This window comes from Streptomyces sp. NPDC086147 (assembly GCF_040702165.1).
Taxonomy (GTDB): domain Bacteria; phylum Actinomycetota; class Actinomycetes; order Streptomycetales; family Streptomycetaceae; genus Streptomyces.
Genome location: NZ_JBFBJO010000010.1, coordinates 63,294 through 78,387 on the forward strand (window position 1 = coordinate 63,294; position 15,094 = coordinate 78,387).

General features: G+C 71.4%; 14 protein-coding genes. 4 read left to right on the forward strand and 10 right to left on the reverse strand.

What is annotated here, in order from left to right; translation table 11 throughout:
• Window positions 1-49: 49 nt before the first annotated feature.
• On the reverse strand, window positions 50-634 hold the full coding sequence (locus AB0398_RS22100) for a PAS domain S-box protein (protein ID WP_366377313.1): 585 nt from the start codon (window positions 632-634) through the stop codon (window positions 50-52).
• Between the two features lie 150 nt (window positions 635-784).
• Window positions 785-1,870 (reverse strand): NAD-dependent epimerase/dehydratase family protein, encoded by a 1,086-nt coding sequence (locus tag AB0398_RS22105; protein WP_366377314.1) that lies wholly within the window; start codon window positions 1,868-1,870, stop codon window positions 785-787.
• A 308-nt stretch (window positions 1,871-2,178) separates the two neighbouring features.
• Between AB0398_RS22105 and AB0398_RS22110 the strand changes: the two genes are divergently transcribed.
• A complete protein-coding gene (locus AB0398_RS22110) occupies window positions 2,179-2,892 on the forward strand; it encodes a bile acid:sodium symporter (RefSeq protein WP_366377315.1) in 714 nt (237 codons plus the stop codon).
• Window positions 2,893-2,955: 63 nt separating this feature from the next.
• Here the strand turns inward: AB0398_RS22110 and AB0398_RS22115 are convergent, their stop codons facing one another.
• Window positions 2,956-3,924 (reverse strand): NAD(P)H-quinone oxidoreductase, encoded by a 969-nt coding sequence (locus AB0398_RS22115; protein WP_366377316.1) that lies wholly within the window; start codon window positions 3,922-3,924, stop codon window positions 2,956-2,958.
• Window positions 3,925-4,193: 269 nt separating this feature from the next.
• On the opposite strand from AB0398_RS22115, the gene AB0398_RS22120 reads away from it, so the two are divergent.
• Entirely contained in the window at window positions 4,194-5,654 is a 1,461-nt protein-coding gene (locus AB0398_RS22120; RefSeq protein ID WP_366377485.1) for a catalase, read from the forward strand.
• Between the two features lie 152 nt (window positions 5,655-5,806).
• Here the strand turns inward: AB0398_RS22120 and AB0398_RS22125 are convergent, their stop codons facing one another.
• The 4 genes from AB0398_RS22125 to AB0398_RS22140 form a co-directional block, all read right to left on the reverse strand.
• Complete coding sequence (locus tag AB0398_RS22125; RefSeq protein WP_366377317.1) at window positions 5,807-7,003, reverse strand: helix-turn-helix domain-containing protein; 1,197 nt, start codon at window positions 7,001-7,003, stop codon at window positions 5,807-5,809.
• Window positions 7,004-7,217: 214 nt separating this feature from the next.
• Window positions 7,218-8,813, reverse strand: a complete 1,596-nt coding sequence (locus tag AB0398_RS22130) for a succinic semialdehyde dehydrogenase (RefSeq protein ID WP_366377318.1) — start codon at window positions 8,811-8,813, stop codon at window positions 7,218-7,220.
• A 25-nt stretch (window positions 8,814-8,838) separates the two neighbouring features.
• Complete coding sequence (locus AB0398_RS22135) at window positions 8,839-9,780, reverse strand: acetoacetate decarboxylase family protein (protein WP_366377319.1); 942 nt, start codon at window positions 9,778-9,780, stop codon at window positions 8,839-8,841.
• A 129-nt stretch (window positions 9,781-9,909) separates the two neighbouring features.
• A complete protein-coding gene (locus AB0398_RS22140) occupies window positions 9,910-11,160 on the reverse strand; it encodes an NADH:flavin oxidoreductase/NADH oxidase family protein (RefSeq protein WP_366377320.1) in 1,251 nt (416 codons plus the stop codon).
• A 99-nt stretch (window positions 11,161-11,259) separates the two neighbouring features.
• Here AB0398_RS22140 and AB0398_RS22145 point away from each other — a divergent pair, with 99 nt between their 5' ends.
• A complete protein-coding gene (locus tag AB0398_RS22145; RefSeq protein WP_366377321.1) occupies window positions 11,260-11,865 on the forward strand; it encodes a TetR/AcrR family transcriptional regulator in 606 nt (201 codons plus the stop codon).
• Window positions 11,866-11,912: 47 nt separating this feature from the next.
• Here AB0398_RS22145 and AB0398_RS22150 read toward each other — a convergent pair whose 3' ends face one another.
• Complete coding sequence (locus AB0398_RS22150; RefSeq protein ID WP_366377322.1) at window positions 11,913-12,560, reverse strand: histidine phosphatase family protein; 648 nt, start codon at window positions 12,558-12,560, stop codon at window positions 11,913-11,915.
• Window positions 12,561-12,577: 17 nt separating this feature from the next.
• Window positions 12,578-12,814: a hypothetical protein gene (locus AB0398_RS22155; RefSeq protein WP_366377323.1), complete on the reverse strand. Its 237-nt coding sequence runs from the start codon at window positions 12,812-12,814 to the stop codon at window positions 12,578-12,580.
• Between the two features lie 438 nt (window positions 12,815-13,252).
• On the opposite strand from AB0398_RS22155, the gene AB0398_RS22160 reads away from it, so the two are divergent.
• On the forward strand, window positions 13,253-13,618 hold the full coding sequence (locus tag AB0398_RS22160) for a S24 family peptidase (protein WP_366377324.1): 366 nt from the start codon (window positions 13,253-13,255) through the stop codon (window positions 13,616-13,618).
• A gap of 123 nt (window positions 13,619-13,741) precedes the next feature.
• Here the strand turns inward: AB0398_RS22160 and AB0398_RS22165 are convergent, their stop codons facing one another.
• On the reverse strand, window positions 13,742-14,911 hold the full coding sequence (locus AB0398_RS22165) for a DNA gyrase subunit B (protein WP_366377325.1): 1,170 nt from the start codon (window positions 14,909-14,911) through the stop codon (window positions 13,742-13,744).
• Window positions 14,912-15,094: the final 183 nt, after the last annotated feature.

The following is a 15,094-nucleotide window of genomic DNA, read 5'->3' on the forward strand; positions in this document are numbered from 1 at the left end:
GCTTGTCCGCTGTTTGTCTACTTGATGCCCGGAAGCCGCTTGAGGATCTTCAGGCCCGCGGTGACGAGGCGGGCGTAGCAGGCGGGGTCGATTCCGTCGGGTGCTCCGACCGGGAGGACGTGTTCGACGGCGACCGCATGTCGGCGTCCAGCAGGGCTAACCCCACCGGCGCCTGTGACACCAGCTGGTCCGAGAACGCCAGCCGGTCCTCCACGTCGTGCAGCGTGGTCAGGTCGACGGCGATCCCCAGCGCGTACACGTCCCCCAGGTCGTCCTGCAGCCGTACGTTGCGGAACTCCACAAGCCGGGTCGTGCCGTCCCTGTGCAGGACGGGGAACGTCCCGGCCCAGCTCCGTCCGGTCGTCATCACCGTGGCGAACAGCTCCACCGCCCGGTGCCGGTCCTCCTCGCCGAGCAGGAGCCGTGCCGCGTACCGGCCCAGCGCCTCCTCTGCGGTGTGTCCGAAGACGTCGGTGGCCTGCGGGCTCCAGAACACGATCCGGCCGTCGACGTCCACCACGACAGCGGCGACGTTGAGGAGGTCCAGCAGGCTCCCCGTACCCTGTCGGCCCGCGTCGGTGTCGGCCCCGGCGGCCCCGGGACCACCGGTTTCGGGCGGTACGCCGTCGGTCATCGCACGCTCCCTCCGCGCCCGGACCCCGGCGGCGCGCGGGGCGCCGCCGGGGGAACGCCTCCGTCCATGCTGCGCCTTCATCGGGGTCGCGGGCATCCCGGAGGGCGGGAGGCTCAGGTGCCGTCCGCCTCGCCGCGCGTCACCCGCCGCTCATTTCGCGCCGTTCGCCGCTCCGGCCCGGGCGAGCTGGTCGAGCATGTCCTCCATGGAGCGCTGTGCGGGCCGGTAGCGCACGCCGAGGCTCTTCCGGCTCTTGGTGGTGTCGCCCCGCAGCTCGAAGCCGACGTTGCGTCGCAGGTAGCCGCGTTCGAGCCCGGCCGCCGGCGCGAAGGCGACGGCGAGGGCCTTCGGTACGGCGTGGCGCGGCAGCGGGTACCGGTCTCCGTAGGCGGGCAGGAGCCTGCGCGCGAGGTCGACGATGTCGGTGCTCTCGGCCATGAGGAGGTGACGTCCCCGGGCCTCCGGGAGGAACGCGGCCGCCAGGTGCGCGTAGGCGACCTCGCGCACGTCGACGACCGCGACGGCGACGCGCGGGGCGCCGAAGCGGGCCTCGCCGCCGGTCATCTGCCGCACGATGGTGAAGCTTTCGCTGGTCGGGTCGGCGTTCAGGGCCGGGCCGATCACGAGGCCCGGGTTGACGGTGACGAGGCGCCAGCGGTCCTGGGCCTCCGCGATGCGCCACGCCTCCTTCTCGGCCAGGGCCTTGGAGAGGCTGTAGGGCTCGCGGGTCAGGGACGAGGTCGTGTTCCAGGTCTCCTCCGTGATCGTCCGGCCGGGGATGCGAAGGATGTCCTCGGCGTCTCCGATCATCGCCGCGACGGAGCTGGTGAGCACCACGCGTTCGACGGTGCCGACGTCGTTCGCGGTGTGCAGCACGTTGCGGGTGCCGTGCACGGCCGGGTCGACGAGGTCGCGCTGCGGGTCCCGCACGGCGCGGACGAAGGGCGAGGCCGTGTGGACGACGAGCCGGCACCCCCGCATGGCTTCCCGGTAGGAGCCCTCGCGCATCAGGTCCGTCGCGAACAGGCGCAGGGTTCCGGGCGAGGAGTCGGCGGCCTCGACGAGGTGCCGGACCTTGTCGTTCCTGCCCGGGTCGCGGACCGCCGCGTGGACGGTGGCACCGGCGTCGAGCAGGCCTTTCACGATCCAGCCCGCGACGTATCCCGTGGCACCGGTGACCAGGACGGGCGCACTCGTGTCGACGGGCAGGTCACCGAGGTCGATCCGGGTGTCCATGAGGTTCCTTTCCTCCGCGAGGCACGCGGGTTCTCCGTGGGGCATGCGGGCTCTCCGCAGGGCGGTGCGGGTCTTCCGCAGGGCGTGTGGGTCCCCCGCAGGGCGTGCGGGAGCCGATGAGGCCAGGTGCCGATCGCGGTGTGCGGTGGGCCACATCCTATGTTGACAGTGCTCACTTGCGCACCTACTGTGCGCGGCGCAGCCGGCGCCCGGGCCTGCCGGACGTACGGCCGTCATCCGGGCGTCATGCGACTGTCGCTCCGCGCCTTCCCTCCGCGCCACCCTCGCCCTTGGAGACGAAGCCGCGCATGGACACTCCTCTCGCCACCGCATTCCTTCCGCTCGCCCTGCCCGTCGGCATGATGCTGCTGACCGCCTCGCCCGGCGGGACGACGGCGAACCTCTTCGGCGGCGACGTGGCACTGAACGTCACGCTCACCGCGGTCAACGCGGTCCTGGCCATCGTGACGCTGCCGATCATCACCAACCTCTCGCTGCGGTACTTCGAGCCGGACATCGGCCCGGACGGCCTGGGGCTGCAGTTCGGCAAGGTGCTCCAGGTCTTCGCCCTGGTGCTCGTGCCGGTGGCGATCGGTCTGGCGGTGCGGCACCGCTCGGAGGCGTTCGCGCGGCGCATGGACCGTCCGGTGCGCCGGCTGTCGATCGTCGTCCTCGTCGCCGTCATCATCGGCGCGCTGGTGGCCGAGCGGGACGACATCGTCGACCACCTCCTGGAGGCGGGACCGGCGGCACTGGCCTTCTGCACGGCGAGCCTCACGATCGGATACTTCGCGCCGCGCCTGCTCAAGCTCGGCAAGCGGCAGTCGATCGCCTGCTCGATGGAGATCGGCGTGCACAACAGCGCCGTCGCCATGACTCTGGCGATCAGCGTGCTCGGCAGCGTCGGCCTGGCGGTGCCCGCCGCCGTCTACGGCGTGCTCATGTATCCCGTCGCGGCACTCGCGGGGGTGCTGATGACCCGGGGGTCCCGGCCCGCCGAGGAACCCGCCCCGGTGGTCTGACCGGACCGATGCCCGTCGGGACGCTCCGCCGAGGGGCGGGCTCTGCGCCCCGTGTTCGTCGCGTCACGCGTTCTCGTCGTTCACGAGCAGGATCTTGCCGAGGTGGCCGCCGGCCTCCATCAGGCGGTGGCCTTCGGCGGCCTCGGCCATCGGGAGGGTCCGGTCGACGATCGGCTTCACGATGCCGCTCTCGATCATGGGCCAGACGTTCTCCTGGACCTGGGCCACGATCTCGGCCTTGTCCTCCTTCGAACGCGTCCGCAGGGTGGTGCCGTGCACCGAGGCCCGCTTGAAGACGATCTCGGCGAGGTTGAGCTGCCCCTCCAGGCCCTTCTGCAGGCCGATGACGACCAGTCGCCCGTCCGCCGCCAGCGAGCGGACGTTGCGCTCCAGGTAGTCGCCGCCGACGACGTCGAGGATCACGTCGTAGGGGCCGTGCTCGGCGAAGTCCTCGGTGCGGTAGTCGATCGCCACGTCGGCGCCCAGCTCCCGGGCCCGGGCCGCCTTCTCCGGGCCGCCCACCGTGGTCACGACGCGGGCGCCCAGCGCCTTGGCGACCTGGATCGCCGTCGTGCCGACACCGCCGGCACCGCCGTGCACCAGAAGGGTCTCGCCCGCCTTCAGTCCCGCGGTCATGACGAGGTTGGACCAGACCGTGGCGGTGACCTCGGGCAGGCCCGCCGCCTCCACCAGGCCCACTCCCCGGGGAATCGTCAGGAGCTGACCTGCGGGAACGGCGACCCTCTGCGCGTAGCCGCCGCCCGTCAGCAGGGCGCAGACCTCGTCCCCCACCTTCCAGCCCGTGACCCCCTCGCCGACCGCGCCGATGCGCCCGGAGACCTCCAGCCCCGGATACGGCGACCAGCCGGGCTGCAGGGGGTAGAGCCCCCAGCGCTGCATGACGTCCGCCCGGTTCAGGGCGCTGGCCGCCACCTCCACGACGACCTCGCCGGCACCGGGCGTCGGGTCCTCGACCTCGACCCACTCCAGAACCTCGGGACCACCGTGCTCCTTGATCGACACAGCCTTCACGACAACTCCGTTCCACTGCTTCCACTGCCGAGATGAGGAACTCGCGCCCGGGGAAGGCGGGGCCTCCGTCCCGGGGACGGCGATCCGGTCGGGCCGGATCGCCGCGAGCCCAATGTATGCACCACTCACATTACCCGAGGCAAGTGAGCGGCGCAAACATCTGATGCGCCTGATGCGTACCCGCTCGAAGCGGGACGGTGCGTTTCGGGTGGCGGCTTCTGCCGAGAAGGATGAGGGTGGGCATGCGTGACGACGAAAGGCAGACCGCGATGACCGAGATCCGACCGGCGACGACGACCGACTCCGGGGCCCCGGTGGAGAGCGACGAGCACTCGCTCACCGCGGGTCCGGGTGGACCCGTCCTCCTCCAGGACGCCTACCTGATCGAGCAGATGGCGCAGTTCAACCGGGAGCGGATCCCCGAGCGCCAGCCGCACGCCAAGGGCAGCGGGGCGTTCGGACACTTCGAGGTCACCCATGACGTCAGCCAGTACACCAAGGCGGCGCTGTTCCAGCCGGGAACCCGCACCGACCTGGTCGCCCGTTTCTCCACGGTGGCCGGAGAGCGGGGCAGCCCGGACACGTGGCGGGACCCCCGGGGCTTCGCGGTGAAGTTCTACACGTCCGAGGGCAACTACGACATGGTCGGCAACAACACGCCGGTCTTCTTCGTGAAGGACCCGATGAAGTTCCAGCACTTCATCCGGTCCCAGAAGCGCCGGGCCGACAACAACCTGCGCGACCACGACATGCAGTGGGACTTCTGGACCCTCTCGCCCGAGTCCGCGCACCAGGTGACCTGGCTGATGGGCGACCGGGGCGTCCCGCGCACCTGGCGCCACATGAACGGGTACACCTCCCACACGTACATGTGGATCAACGCGTCCGGCGAGCGGTTCTGGGTGAAGTACCACTTCAAGACCGACCAGGGCATCGAGTTCTTCACCCAGGACGAGGCCGACCGGATGGCGGGCGTCGACTCGGACTTCCACATGCGGGACCTGTTCGAGCACATCCGGGACGGGGACTTCCCGTCGTGGACGCTGCACGTGCAGGTCATGCCGTACGAGGACGCGGCGACGTACCGGTTCAACCCGTTCGACCTCACCAAGGTGTGGCCGCACGGCGACTACCCGCTCATCCCGGTGGGCCGCATGACGCTGGACCGCAATCCCACCGACAACCACGCCGAGATCGAGCAGGCCGCCTTCCAGCCGAACAACTTCGTCCCCGGCATCGGCCCCAGCCCGGACCGGATGCTGCTGGGCCGGCTCTTCTCGTACGCGGACGCCCACCGCGCCCGCATCGGCACCAACTACCAGCAGCTGCCGGTGAACGCGCCCGTCGTCGACGTCCACACCTACTCCAAGGACGGCGCGATGGCCTACCGGAAGACGTCCGATCCGGTCTACGCGCCGAACTCCAAGGGCGGGCCCGCCGCCGACACCGAGCGGTACGGCAGCCCGCCGAGCTGGGCCGTCGACGGCGAGATCACCCGGACCGCCTACGTCTCGCACCCGGAGGACGACGACTGGGGACAGCCCGGCACGCTCGTGCGCGAGGTCCTCGACGACGCGGCCCGCGACCGCCTCGTGGACAACGTCGTCGGCCACCTCCTCGACGGGGTGAGCGAACCGGTCCTGGAGCGCGCCTTCGCGTACTGGACCAACATCGACCCGACCGTGGGCAAGCGCATCGCCGAGGGGGTCCGCGCCAAGCAGAAGTCGTAGGCTTCGGAAGGGAGCCGTAGGGCCCGGCGGAGGAATCCGGGCCCGCGAGAACGACGTACGACCGCGCGACGAGCGCTTCGATGCCGCCGGTGGCCCTGGAACGGGTCACCGGCGGCATCGTGCCGGGCGTCGGCATCGACCTCGAGGCCCGGTCAAGCCGTCCGTGGTGCGTCGCCCTCGAAGAGCATCCCTCGCAGGCGTTGGGAGCGCAGGACGAGGAGCATCTCGAACCGCCGGTCCGCGTCGTCGAGATCGTCCCCCCACAGTTCGCGGATCTGGCGAAGACGGTAGCGGGCGGTCTGGGGGTGGACTCCCAGCCGGTCGGCGATGTCCGTGGCGCTGCCGGAGGTCTCGATCCAGGCCAGAAGGGTCGCGGCCAGGCGGCGCGCCCGGGCCGGGCCGACGCCCCTCAGCGGGGTGAGCAGGCGGAGCGCGGTTTCGTCGATGAGGCCGGAGGAGGGCAGCAGGATCAGCTCCTCCGCGTGGTCGGTGCAGCGCTGGACCTCTCCGCGGGGCAGGAATCCTTCCTGGATCAGCCGCACCGCGCTCTCCGCCCAGCGCAGCGAGGCCCGCGCGTCCGCGAGGGGCACCGCCGGTCCGATCGCGCCCGACCAGCCGACGGCGGCCCGGCGGATGTGGTCGACCCGGCCGGCCTCTTCCGGGGCGGGAACGAGGACGCGCGGCTGCTCGCTCTCCATGTCGAGCAGGATGCCCCGCCCCAGGGCCGGTGTGACCGCCTCGCGCGCGGGCGGGATCAGCAGGCCGACGGCGACGGTCTCCGGCATCTCCCACGCGATGGGCGTGGAGAGTTCCGCCAGGGCCGTCGCGGGATCGGAGTGGCGGCCGGACAGCAGTCCGTCGATCAGCTTCCGCCGCCACCGCAGGCGCTCGCCCTCCCGCCCGGCCACCGCCCCCGCGTAGCCGCGGACCGACTGCTCGACCAGTCCTTCGAGGTACGTGAAGCCGGTCTCCGCGAGTTCGTACATGGCGGGCGCGGCGATGCCGATCCGCTGGCCGATCTCGGTGAACCTGCACCAGGCGAGTCTGAAGCCGAGCCGGTACACGGCTTGGAGGACGTCGAGGCTGCGTCCGCTCAGTCCTTCTCCCCTGCCGAACTCCTGGAACGCCCCCGAGGGCATACGGGGGACGGCCTTCTCGGGCGCGAGGTGGGGGACGAAGCCCTCTATGGCGTCGCGGATGCCGATCAGGGCCTTCGGCTCGCCGGATTCGTCCTCCACGAGACGCAGTTGCGGGAAGTGGGAACGGACGGCGCGGAGGATCGTCTCCGCCAGGCCGGCCGACTCGGCCAGCGCGGAGGCCGCGAACCGTTCCACCTGCGACGTGGGCACTTCGCTCCAGGCAGGCCGGTTCGTCGGTCCGGTGCCGTCGTGTCGAGGACGGTCCGGGAGGGGTCCGGTCGGATTCCTGGGTGACACGGTCGGCTCCTCACACTTCGGATCGGGCACGCGCGGGCTTCGCCCGGTCCGTCGGCACGGCGGACTGTGGGACGACGGACCGGACGAAGCCCGCGCGTGGCGCGGATACTGCTCGGACGACCGCTGTTCAGCGCATGCCGACCGTTTTCATCACCCTGAGCGCGTTGCCGAGGAGGACGGTCCAGGTTTCGGGGCTGATGCGGGCCGGCGGGTAGAAGCCCTGGAGCCGCTGGTGGGCGACGGTCTGGGCTTCGGTGTACTTGAGGATGCCGTCGGCGCCGTGGCGGCGGCCGAGGCCGGAGTCGCCCATGCCGCCCATGGGGGCGTCGATGCTTCCCCAGGCCGCGGCGAAGGCCTCGTTGACGTTGACGGTGCCGGCGTGGACGCGGGCGGCGACGGCCCGGCCCCGGGCGCCGTTGCGGGACCAGACGCTGGCGTTGAGACCGTAGGCGGTGGCGTTGGCCTGCGTGACCGCGTCGTCGATGTCCCGGTAGGTGTAGACCGAGACGACGGGCCCGAAGGTCTCGTGGGAGTGCAGGGTCATGTCGGGGGTGACGCCGGTGAGGATGGTCGGCTCGTAGAAGAGCGGGCCGAGGTCGGGGCGGGCCTTGCCTCCGGCCAGGACGGTGGCGCCCTTGGCCACGGCGTCCTCGACGTGCTCGGTGACCGTCCTGAGCTGGGCGGGGGTGGTGAGGCTGCCGACGTCGACGCTGTAGTCGTACGCCGCGCCGATCCTGAGCTTCTTGGTGCGGGCGACGAACGCGGCCACGAACTCGTCGCGGATGGACTCGGCCACGTAGAGGCGCTCGAAGGAGACGCACAGCTGTCCGGCGGAGGGGAAGCAGGCGTTGACGGCGCCCTCGGCGGCCTTGTCGATGTCGGCGTCGTCCAGGACGATCATGGGGTTCTTGCCGCCGAGTTCGAGGGAGGCGCCGATCAGGCGCCGGCCGGCGTCGGCGGCGATCTGGCGTCCGGTGGCGGTGGAGCCGGTGAACATCATGTAGTCGGCGTTGTCCATCAGCGCGCCGCCGATGGAGCTGCCCCGGCCGATCACCATCTGCCACACGCCCTCGGGCAGGCCCGCCTCGTACATCAGGTCCATCGACCACAGGGCGGTCAGCGCGGTCTGGGTGTCGGGCTTCTGCACCACGGCGTTGCCGGCCATCAGGGCGGCGATCGTGTCGCTGGCGGCCATGCTCAGCGGGTAGTTCCACGGCGAGATGACGGTGACCACGCCCTTGGGGTGGCGCAGTTCGGTGGTGTGGGTCAGGACGGGTATCGCCCCGCGCCGCCGCTTGGGGCCCAGGTACCTGGCGGCGTTGCGCGCGTAGTAGCGCGAGACGATGCCGATGTCGACGACTTCGAGGAAGGCGTCACGGCGGGTCTTGCCGTTCTCGGCCTGCATCAGGTCGAGCGCCTGGTCCTGCCGGGCGAGCACCAGGTCGTGGTAGCGCAGCAGGACCTTCTTGCGCTCCGCGATCGGGGTGGCCGCCCAGGTCTTCTGCGCGGTGCGGGCGCGGGCGAACGCGGCCTCGACGTCCTCGGGGGTGGAGACGGGGAAGTCGGCCAGTGGGACGCCGGTGTAGGGGGCGGTGGTGGTGACGCGCGCGGCGTTCGGCGCGGCCGAGACCCGGGCGGTCAGGTGCTGGAGGAAGGCGGAGGTGAGGGACAGGGGAAGGCTCGGGCCGCGGACGGCCGCCGGGCCGGTGGAGGTGGTGACCATGACGGGGGCTCCTCTTGCTCTGCTGTTACTTGCCGCGGCTTCGGACCGAGGTGGGGACCGGCATGTGCAGGGCGGCCTGGCCCTCGGTCATCACGTCGAACTGGATGGTCCGCTTCGGCCGCAGCGAGCGCAGGTCGTCGGACATCCGGCCCTCGCCGAGCCGGAGGGAGACGCCCTTGGCGCTGCGCGTCGTGCCGGCGTTCAGCACGTTGGTCTGGTTCAGGGTGGAGTGCCAGGCGCCGTCGATCGTCGTGTACGAGGTGAGCGAACCCACCCGCTCGCCGCTCGCGTGGGCGGTCTGCCTCGGCGTGTCGGCCAGGAGGGCCAGGTCCACTCCGCCGGCGTCGTTGGCCACGCGGGCGGTCGTGCGGAGGTCGTTGATGTCGACGTCGAGGCCGGTGACCCACTTGGGGAAGCCGTAGCCGTCGTGGCCGCGGACCTGCGCGATGTCCGAGTTCACCGGCAGCGACAGCACATATGCGTTGAGGTGCTCGTTCTTCAGGCCCGAGACCAGGTCGAAGAAGCCGAGCCTGCCGTGCCGCGCGGGCTTCACGGCGATGCCCACGGCGGCCTCGGTGTAGAAGTCGATGTCACACACGTCGTAACGGAAGAACATGACCGAGATCAGCCCGAGGCCCGGCGCGAGTTCCAGCGGCGAGAGCTCCTCGGGCAGCCGGGCGCGGATCGCGCGGGTGGGCGCGAGCATCGTGAGCCGGGCGCTCGACATCGTGTAGTAGAAGTTCGGCGTCAGCGTGGGGCCGATCGGCGAATCGACCTTGATCTTGGGCAGCTTCCGGAAGAAGTCCACTCCGCTGACGCGGGAGTCGCGGGCGATCGCGTCCAGATCCGGGGCCATCCGGTACCGGTCGTACAGACCCCCCTCGGGGACGGTGACCTCACGGCCACCCAGGTCGACCTTGACGGTGCTCTGCTGCGACGAAGACACGGGGGAATCCCTCACTCTCATGTAAGCAGTGTACACATGACTATAAAGCCCCATGTGAGCACCGTCAACAACGGGGGCGGGATCCTTGCCGACGGACCTCGGCGACGAGGCCGGCCACCGGTGGGGCCGATCCGGGCCGCACGGCGCGGATCACGTCGACTTCGCCCTCCGCGTCGCGGTCAGCCAGGCGCGGTAGCGGCGCAGGGCACGGCGCTGCTTGCGGCGTTCGGACATGAGGGCGAGCGCCGGGCTCGTACCGAACCTGGTGCGGCGACCGCGGGCCAGGCGGCGCATCTGGTGCCGCACCCGGGCCATGCTCGCGGCGGAGGCGAGGGCCTTGTCGGACCAGGTGACCGGCTCCATCAGGCGGTCGGCCTCGCGGTGGTTCCTCCATCGTTCGGGCAGGTCGGGGGTGAGGGTGAGGGCGGTGCCCATGCCGACGAGCGCCACGCCGTTGTGGAGGACCCGTTCGGCGGTGACGCGGCGGGTGATGCCGCCGGTGAGCATGAGGGGGAGGGTGCTGGTCCCGACCAGATCCGTGGCCAGGTCGAGGAAGTACGCCTCGCGGGCCCGGGTGCTGTCGTCGGCGGGGCGGCCGGTCATGGCCGGGCTCTCGTAGCTGCCGCCGGAGAGCTCGACCAGGTCGACGCCGAGGGGTTCGAGCATCCCGATGACCTGGCGGGCGTCGTCGGCGTCGAAGCCGCCGCGCTGGAAGTCGGCGGAGTTCAGCTTGACCGCGACCGCGAAGGACGGCGGGACCACACCGCGGACGGCGTGGACGACGTCGAACAGCATCCGGGCACGGTTCCTGAGCGGTCCGCCCCACCGGTCGGTCCGCTTGTTGACCAGGGGGGAGAGGAACTGCGAGAGGAGATAGCCGTGGGCGGCGTGGATCTCCACACCGTCGAATCCCGCCCTCTCGGCGCGGTGGGCCGTGACGGCGAACCGCGTCACGGTGTCGTCGATCTGCCGCGGGGTCATGGCGGTCGGGCGGCCGAAGCGGCCGCTGTGTCTGCCCAGGCTGACGCCGATGCCGGACGGGCCCCACACCACGCCGGGCATGTCGGAGGCCACCTGCCGGCCGGGGTGGTTGATCTGCATCCACACCGCAGCGCCACCGGACTTGGCGGCCCTCGCCCATTCGGCGAAGGGCTTCAGGGGCGAGCGTTCGTCGAGCACGATGCCGGAGGGGGCGGTCAGCGCCTCGGCGTGGACCATGACGTTGCCAGTGATCAGCAGCCCGGCGCCGCCGGCGGCCCAGCGCCGGTACAGGGTGAGTATCCGCTCGTCGGGGAGCTGGCCGTCACCGGCCATGTTCTCCTCCATGGCCGCTTTGGCGATCCGGTTCTTCAGCACCTGACCGGAGCGGAGGAGCAGTGGCGAGAACAGCTCGCTGGTCATCCCGTTTCCCTCTTCCTCGTGGATCATTTAAGATGTATGCACCATTCACATCGGAGCTGTGAGTGAGCAGTGGACACATCGGGAGAGTGAGTGCGACGCATGTCACGGAACAGCACGTACCATCACGGTGATCTCCGGGCCGCCTGCCTGCGGGCGGCGCGGGAGCTCCTGGAGGAGGACGGCAGCGCGGGCCTGTCGCTGCGCGCGGTCGCCCGGCGCGCCGGGGTGTCGGCGACGGCCCCCTACCGCCACTACGCGGACCGCGAGGCGCTCGTCTCCGCGGTGGCAGCGGAGGGGTACCGCGAACTCGCCGAGGACCTGACGGCGGCTCACCCCGCCCCGTCGACGCCGGACGACCTGGCCGCCGTGGCCGTGGCCTACGTCCGGTTCGCGCTGGAGCACCCGGCCCTGTTCCGGGCGATGTTCGCCGAGCCCTGCGACCCGACGAGCGAGGAGCGGGTCGCCGCGACCGCCGCGATCTCCGCGTACGTCCACGGCATCGTCCGCGACGCCTTCCCCGGCGTCGACGACCCCGACGCCCTGGCGACCACGGTGTGGGCCCTCGTCCACGGCCTCGCCTTCCTGCACCTCGACGGCAAGCTCGACACCTCCACGCCCGAGGCCGTCGCCCATCAGGTCCGGACGTCCGTGTTCGCCCTGTTCGCCGTCTCTCCCGCGATCCAGGAGGCGATCACGGCCGGCTGACGCGCGGGGACGGAGGCGCTCCGCGCGGACGCGGCCGGGCGGTGGCCTCACCGGTAGGTGAGCATCCGGCGCCGGTCCCCGGCGAAATGGGCGTGCTCGTTGAAGGTCAGCAGAGTGGTCCCGGAGCCTCCCACCACCAGGGTGGTGACGGAGGCGTTGACCGCCACGCGGTTGAGCGCGACCGCGCCTTCGTCCGGCAGCGACAGCAGCGCCCCGCACACCGCGGCGAGCAGGCCGGCCGAGGTGAACACGACCGCGTCCCGTCCCCGGCCGAGCGTGGCGGACAGCTCGGCCAGGGCGGCCCGCGCGCCTTCGGCGAACGCCGTCCAGGTTCCGCCCCCGGCGGGATCGGGGTCCCTCATCCACTCCGCCAGGGCGTGATCGAGCAGGTCCTGCACGGACCGTTCCCCGTCGGGCGGTGGGGCGTAGCGGTCCAGCAGGGCGAGGTGGTCGTACTCGTTCCAGCGCGCGTCCCGGTGCAGCGGCCCGTGGAACCCGGCCGCTTCGGCGGCGATGCGGGCCGTGTCGCGCTGGCGGTTCAGGGTGCCGGCGACGAGGTGCGGATCGCGCAGTCCGCGGCGGGCGAGTTCGTGGCCGACGACGGAGGCCTGGGCGCGGCCGAGGTCGGACAGGACGCCGTAGTCCCTCGCGGCGCCGGACGCCTGGCCGTGGCGGACGAGACAGATGAGAGGCATGGGGGTACTCCGGCTTGTCAGCCGCCACTGGCGCGGCGGATGGTGGAGCGGCAGCGGTGCTCCAGGTGGTCGACGGCCGACCAGAGGTTGCGGAAGGCCGGGTTGCGGGTCTGCTTGTGGTGGTAGCGGTGGTAGATCTGCTGGGCGATCACCGCGAGCCGGAACAGGCCGAAGGTCTCGCAGAAGGGCCGTTCGCCGGCGGACGGGCCCGCCCGGCCCCAACCGCATACCGACCGGTACGGATCCTCGGTCATGGCCGCCGACCTTAGCCTGTCGAGCATTGCTCGACAAGCCGCCGGACACCGCTCGGCCGCACCCGGAATCCCCGCGCCCCGCACGGCGGATCGGGGCGGTTCGCTTGATGTTGACGCCGCTCACTCAGGAAGCTAATGTACGCGTCGCGCACATCGGGTGCGTCGATCGCCCGCGCCCCACCGAGCCCGTCTCCGAGTCCTGAACCTTCGCGGCCGTCACCCCGTCCCGAAGCCCGACCGGGCGCGGACCGACAGGAACGAGGGTCGAAGCCGGCACCTGGAGCACCCGCCGTGGGACACGGGCCCGGCTTCCCGGTCCGGACCGGCCTGGGCGTCGGACGGGCCCTGGTGTCGCATCGGACGGCATCCGCCTCGCGTCGGGGAGGTGGTGGAAGTAAATCGGTGGGTTGCCGGAGGGGAATCCGTCACGATCGCCGGATGGGTGTAGTGGACGCGGTGGCGGGCAGAGTCGCCGGCGGGGCGACCGTGACGTTCCGGCCCAGCGGTTCCTCGATGGTCCCGCTGATACGCAGTCGGCAGCAGGTGGTCGTCGCTCCCGCCGATCCGTCGAAGGTCGAAGCCGGGGACATCGTCCTCGCCCGTGTCGCCGGTACGGTCCACTTGCACCTGGTGTCCTCCGTGGACCGCTCCAGGAAGCGGGTGCAGATCAGCAACAACCGTGGTCGCGTCAACGGCTGGACCAGCCACGACCGTGTCTTCGGCATCTGTGTGGCGGTCGACGGCGTCCCCCGGTCGGGAGTCGCCGGCAAGACGCTCACGGCCGGTTCCGACGACTCCTCCTGAGCGAGGCGTCCCGGCGGCACCGGGCCGCCGAACCGTGCCGACGCGATCGCGGACCTTCATGAGCCGCTGGATCGGCACCCGAGGCCGGCGCCTCCCATGGACCGTGGCACGGGGACGCGCGGCTCATTCCTCGGGCGACCGCTTCCCCAGGATCCTGCCGATGACGGCTGCGGCCTGTTCCGGGTGTCTCCTCAGCCATGTGCCGAGGTGCGCTCGTACGGTCTCGGCGACGCCGGTCCGTACCGCGGCACCGTCCAGCGTTCCGAGGGTGGCGCCCGAGAACTCGGGTCGGTCCAGTTTCACCGATACGACCGCCGTCAGGCCGTCGCCGATCCGGTCCGTGCCGAGATCGGGGGTCGCCTCCGCCAGAACGCGCCGCTCCCTCGCGTACGTGTTGATCGCGGACGCCAGTCCGTCTCGGAATCCCACTGCGTGCGTGCCGCCTTGGGGCGTGGGCGCGCTGTTGGCGTAACTGCGGAGTCGCGCTTCGCGGGTGTCGTTCCATCGCAGGGCCACCTCGATGGTCCCGGCGATCCGCGGGTCCTCCCGCTCGAAGCCGATGACGTCCGGGTGTACAGGGGCTCCCGCCCCCGCGTCGAGGAAGGCGACGAAGTCCCGGGCTCCGCCCGGGAACAGGAACCGGGTCGACCTGGGTTCGCTCGAAGGGCGTTCGTCGGTCAGCGAGATGTCCAGGCGCCGGTTGAGGAAGGCCAGTTCCCTGAGGCGTTCCGCCAGCGCCGTGAACGAGTGTTCGGTCGCCCCGAAGATGTCGGTGTCGGGCCAGAAGGTGATGGTGGTCCCGCTCCCGGTCGTCGGTCCCACGCCGACGGGCGGGGCGAGCGCGACACCGCGCGCGTACTCCTGGATCCAGTGGACTCCCGCGCGCCGCACCTGAGCCGTCAGGCGGCTCGACAGGGCGTTGGTCACGCAGGGGCCGGTGCCGAAGAGGCTCGTGGCCACGGCGTGTCGGCCGCCCGGCTCCGCCCCGGGGTGCATACGGGTCAGGAGGGCTTCGAGCCCGGGAGCTCCGGTGTCCCCCGCGACTTCGACGGGCACACCCGGCCCGTCGTCCGCGACACGTACACCGCCGTCCGACGTGAGAGTGACCTCGACGGCACTGGCACGGCCGGCCAGGACTTCGTTCACCGCGCCGCCGACCACGTCGAACACCATCTGGCGCAAGCCGCGCTCGCCGACCGAGCCGATGTACATCCCGGGCCACTTCCGAACGGCCTCCAACCCCTCCAGCACCTCGATGCGGACGGCCCCGTACCGGTTGGCGTCGTCGCTCATAAAGTCCTCCCCCAGTGGTGTCCCCAGCGGAGCACCAGCCTAGGTGGATCCGAATGAAATGCCAGGTCAGAGCCTGTTCTTCGGGAGCGTGAACGGGCTGGTGAGCACCTGCTCGGCGAGGGTCGGCCAGAGGGGTGCGAGTCGTCGTCGAAGGACGGCCACGGGCCTGTGGAGGCCGCGCGG

What these genes read in the sequence shown, in the direction of transcription:
- AB0398_RS22150 (WP_366377322.1), bottom strand. Translation starts at nt 12,560, where the DNA reads ATGCCTCTCATCTGTCTCGTCCGCCACGGCCAGGCGTCCGGCGCCGCG.
- AB0398_RS22130 (WP_366377318.1), bottom strand. Translation starts at nt 8,813, where the DNA reads ATGGTCACCACCTCCACCGGCCCGGCGGCCGTCCGCGGCCCGAGCCTT.
- AB0398_RS22140 (WP_366377320.1), bottom strand. Translation starts at nt 11,160, where the DNA reads ATGACCAGCGAGCTGTTCTCGCCACTGCTCCTCCGCTCCGGTCAGGTG.
- AB0398_RS22110 (WP_366377315.1), top strand. Translation starts at nt 2,179, where the DNA reads ATGGACACTCCTCTCGCCACCGCATTCCTTCCGCTCGCCCTGCCCGTC.
- AB0398_RS22155 (WP_366377323.1), bottom strand. Translation starts at nt 12,814, where the DNA reads ATGACCGAGGATCCGTACCGGTCGGTATGCGGTTGGGGCCGGGCGGGC.
- AB0398_RS22145 (WP_366377321.1), top strand. Translation starts at nt 11,260, where the DNA reads ATGTCACGGAACAGCACGTACCATCACGGTGATCTCCGGGCCGCCTGC.
- AB0398_RS22160 (WP_366377324.1), top strand. Translation starts at nt 13,253, where the DNA reads ATGGGTGTAGTGGACGCGGTGGCGGGCAGAGTCGCCGGCGGGGCGACC.
- AB0398_RS22105 (WP_366377314.1), bottom strand. Translation starts at nt 1,870, where the DNA reads ATGGACACCCGGATCGACCTCGGTGACCTGCCCGTCGACACGAGTGCG.
- AB0398_RS22100 (WP_366377313.1), bottom strand. Translation starts at nt 634, where the DNA reads ATGACCGACGGCGTACCGCCCGAAACCGGTGGTCCCGGGGCCGCCGGG.
- AB0398_RS22165 (WP_366377325.1), bottom strand. Translation starts at nt 14,911, where the DNA reads ATGAGCGACGACGCCAACCGGTACGGGGCCGTCCGCATCGAGGTGCTG.
- AB0398_RS22120 (WP_366377485.1), top strand. Translation starts at nt 4,194, where the DNA reads ATGACCGAGATCCGACCGGCGACGACGACCGACTCCGGGGCCCCGGTG.
- AB0398_RS22135 (WP_366377319.1), bottom strand. Translation starts at nt 9,780, where the DNA reads ATGAGAGTGAGGGATTCCCCCGTGTCTTCGTCGCAGCAGAGCACCGTC.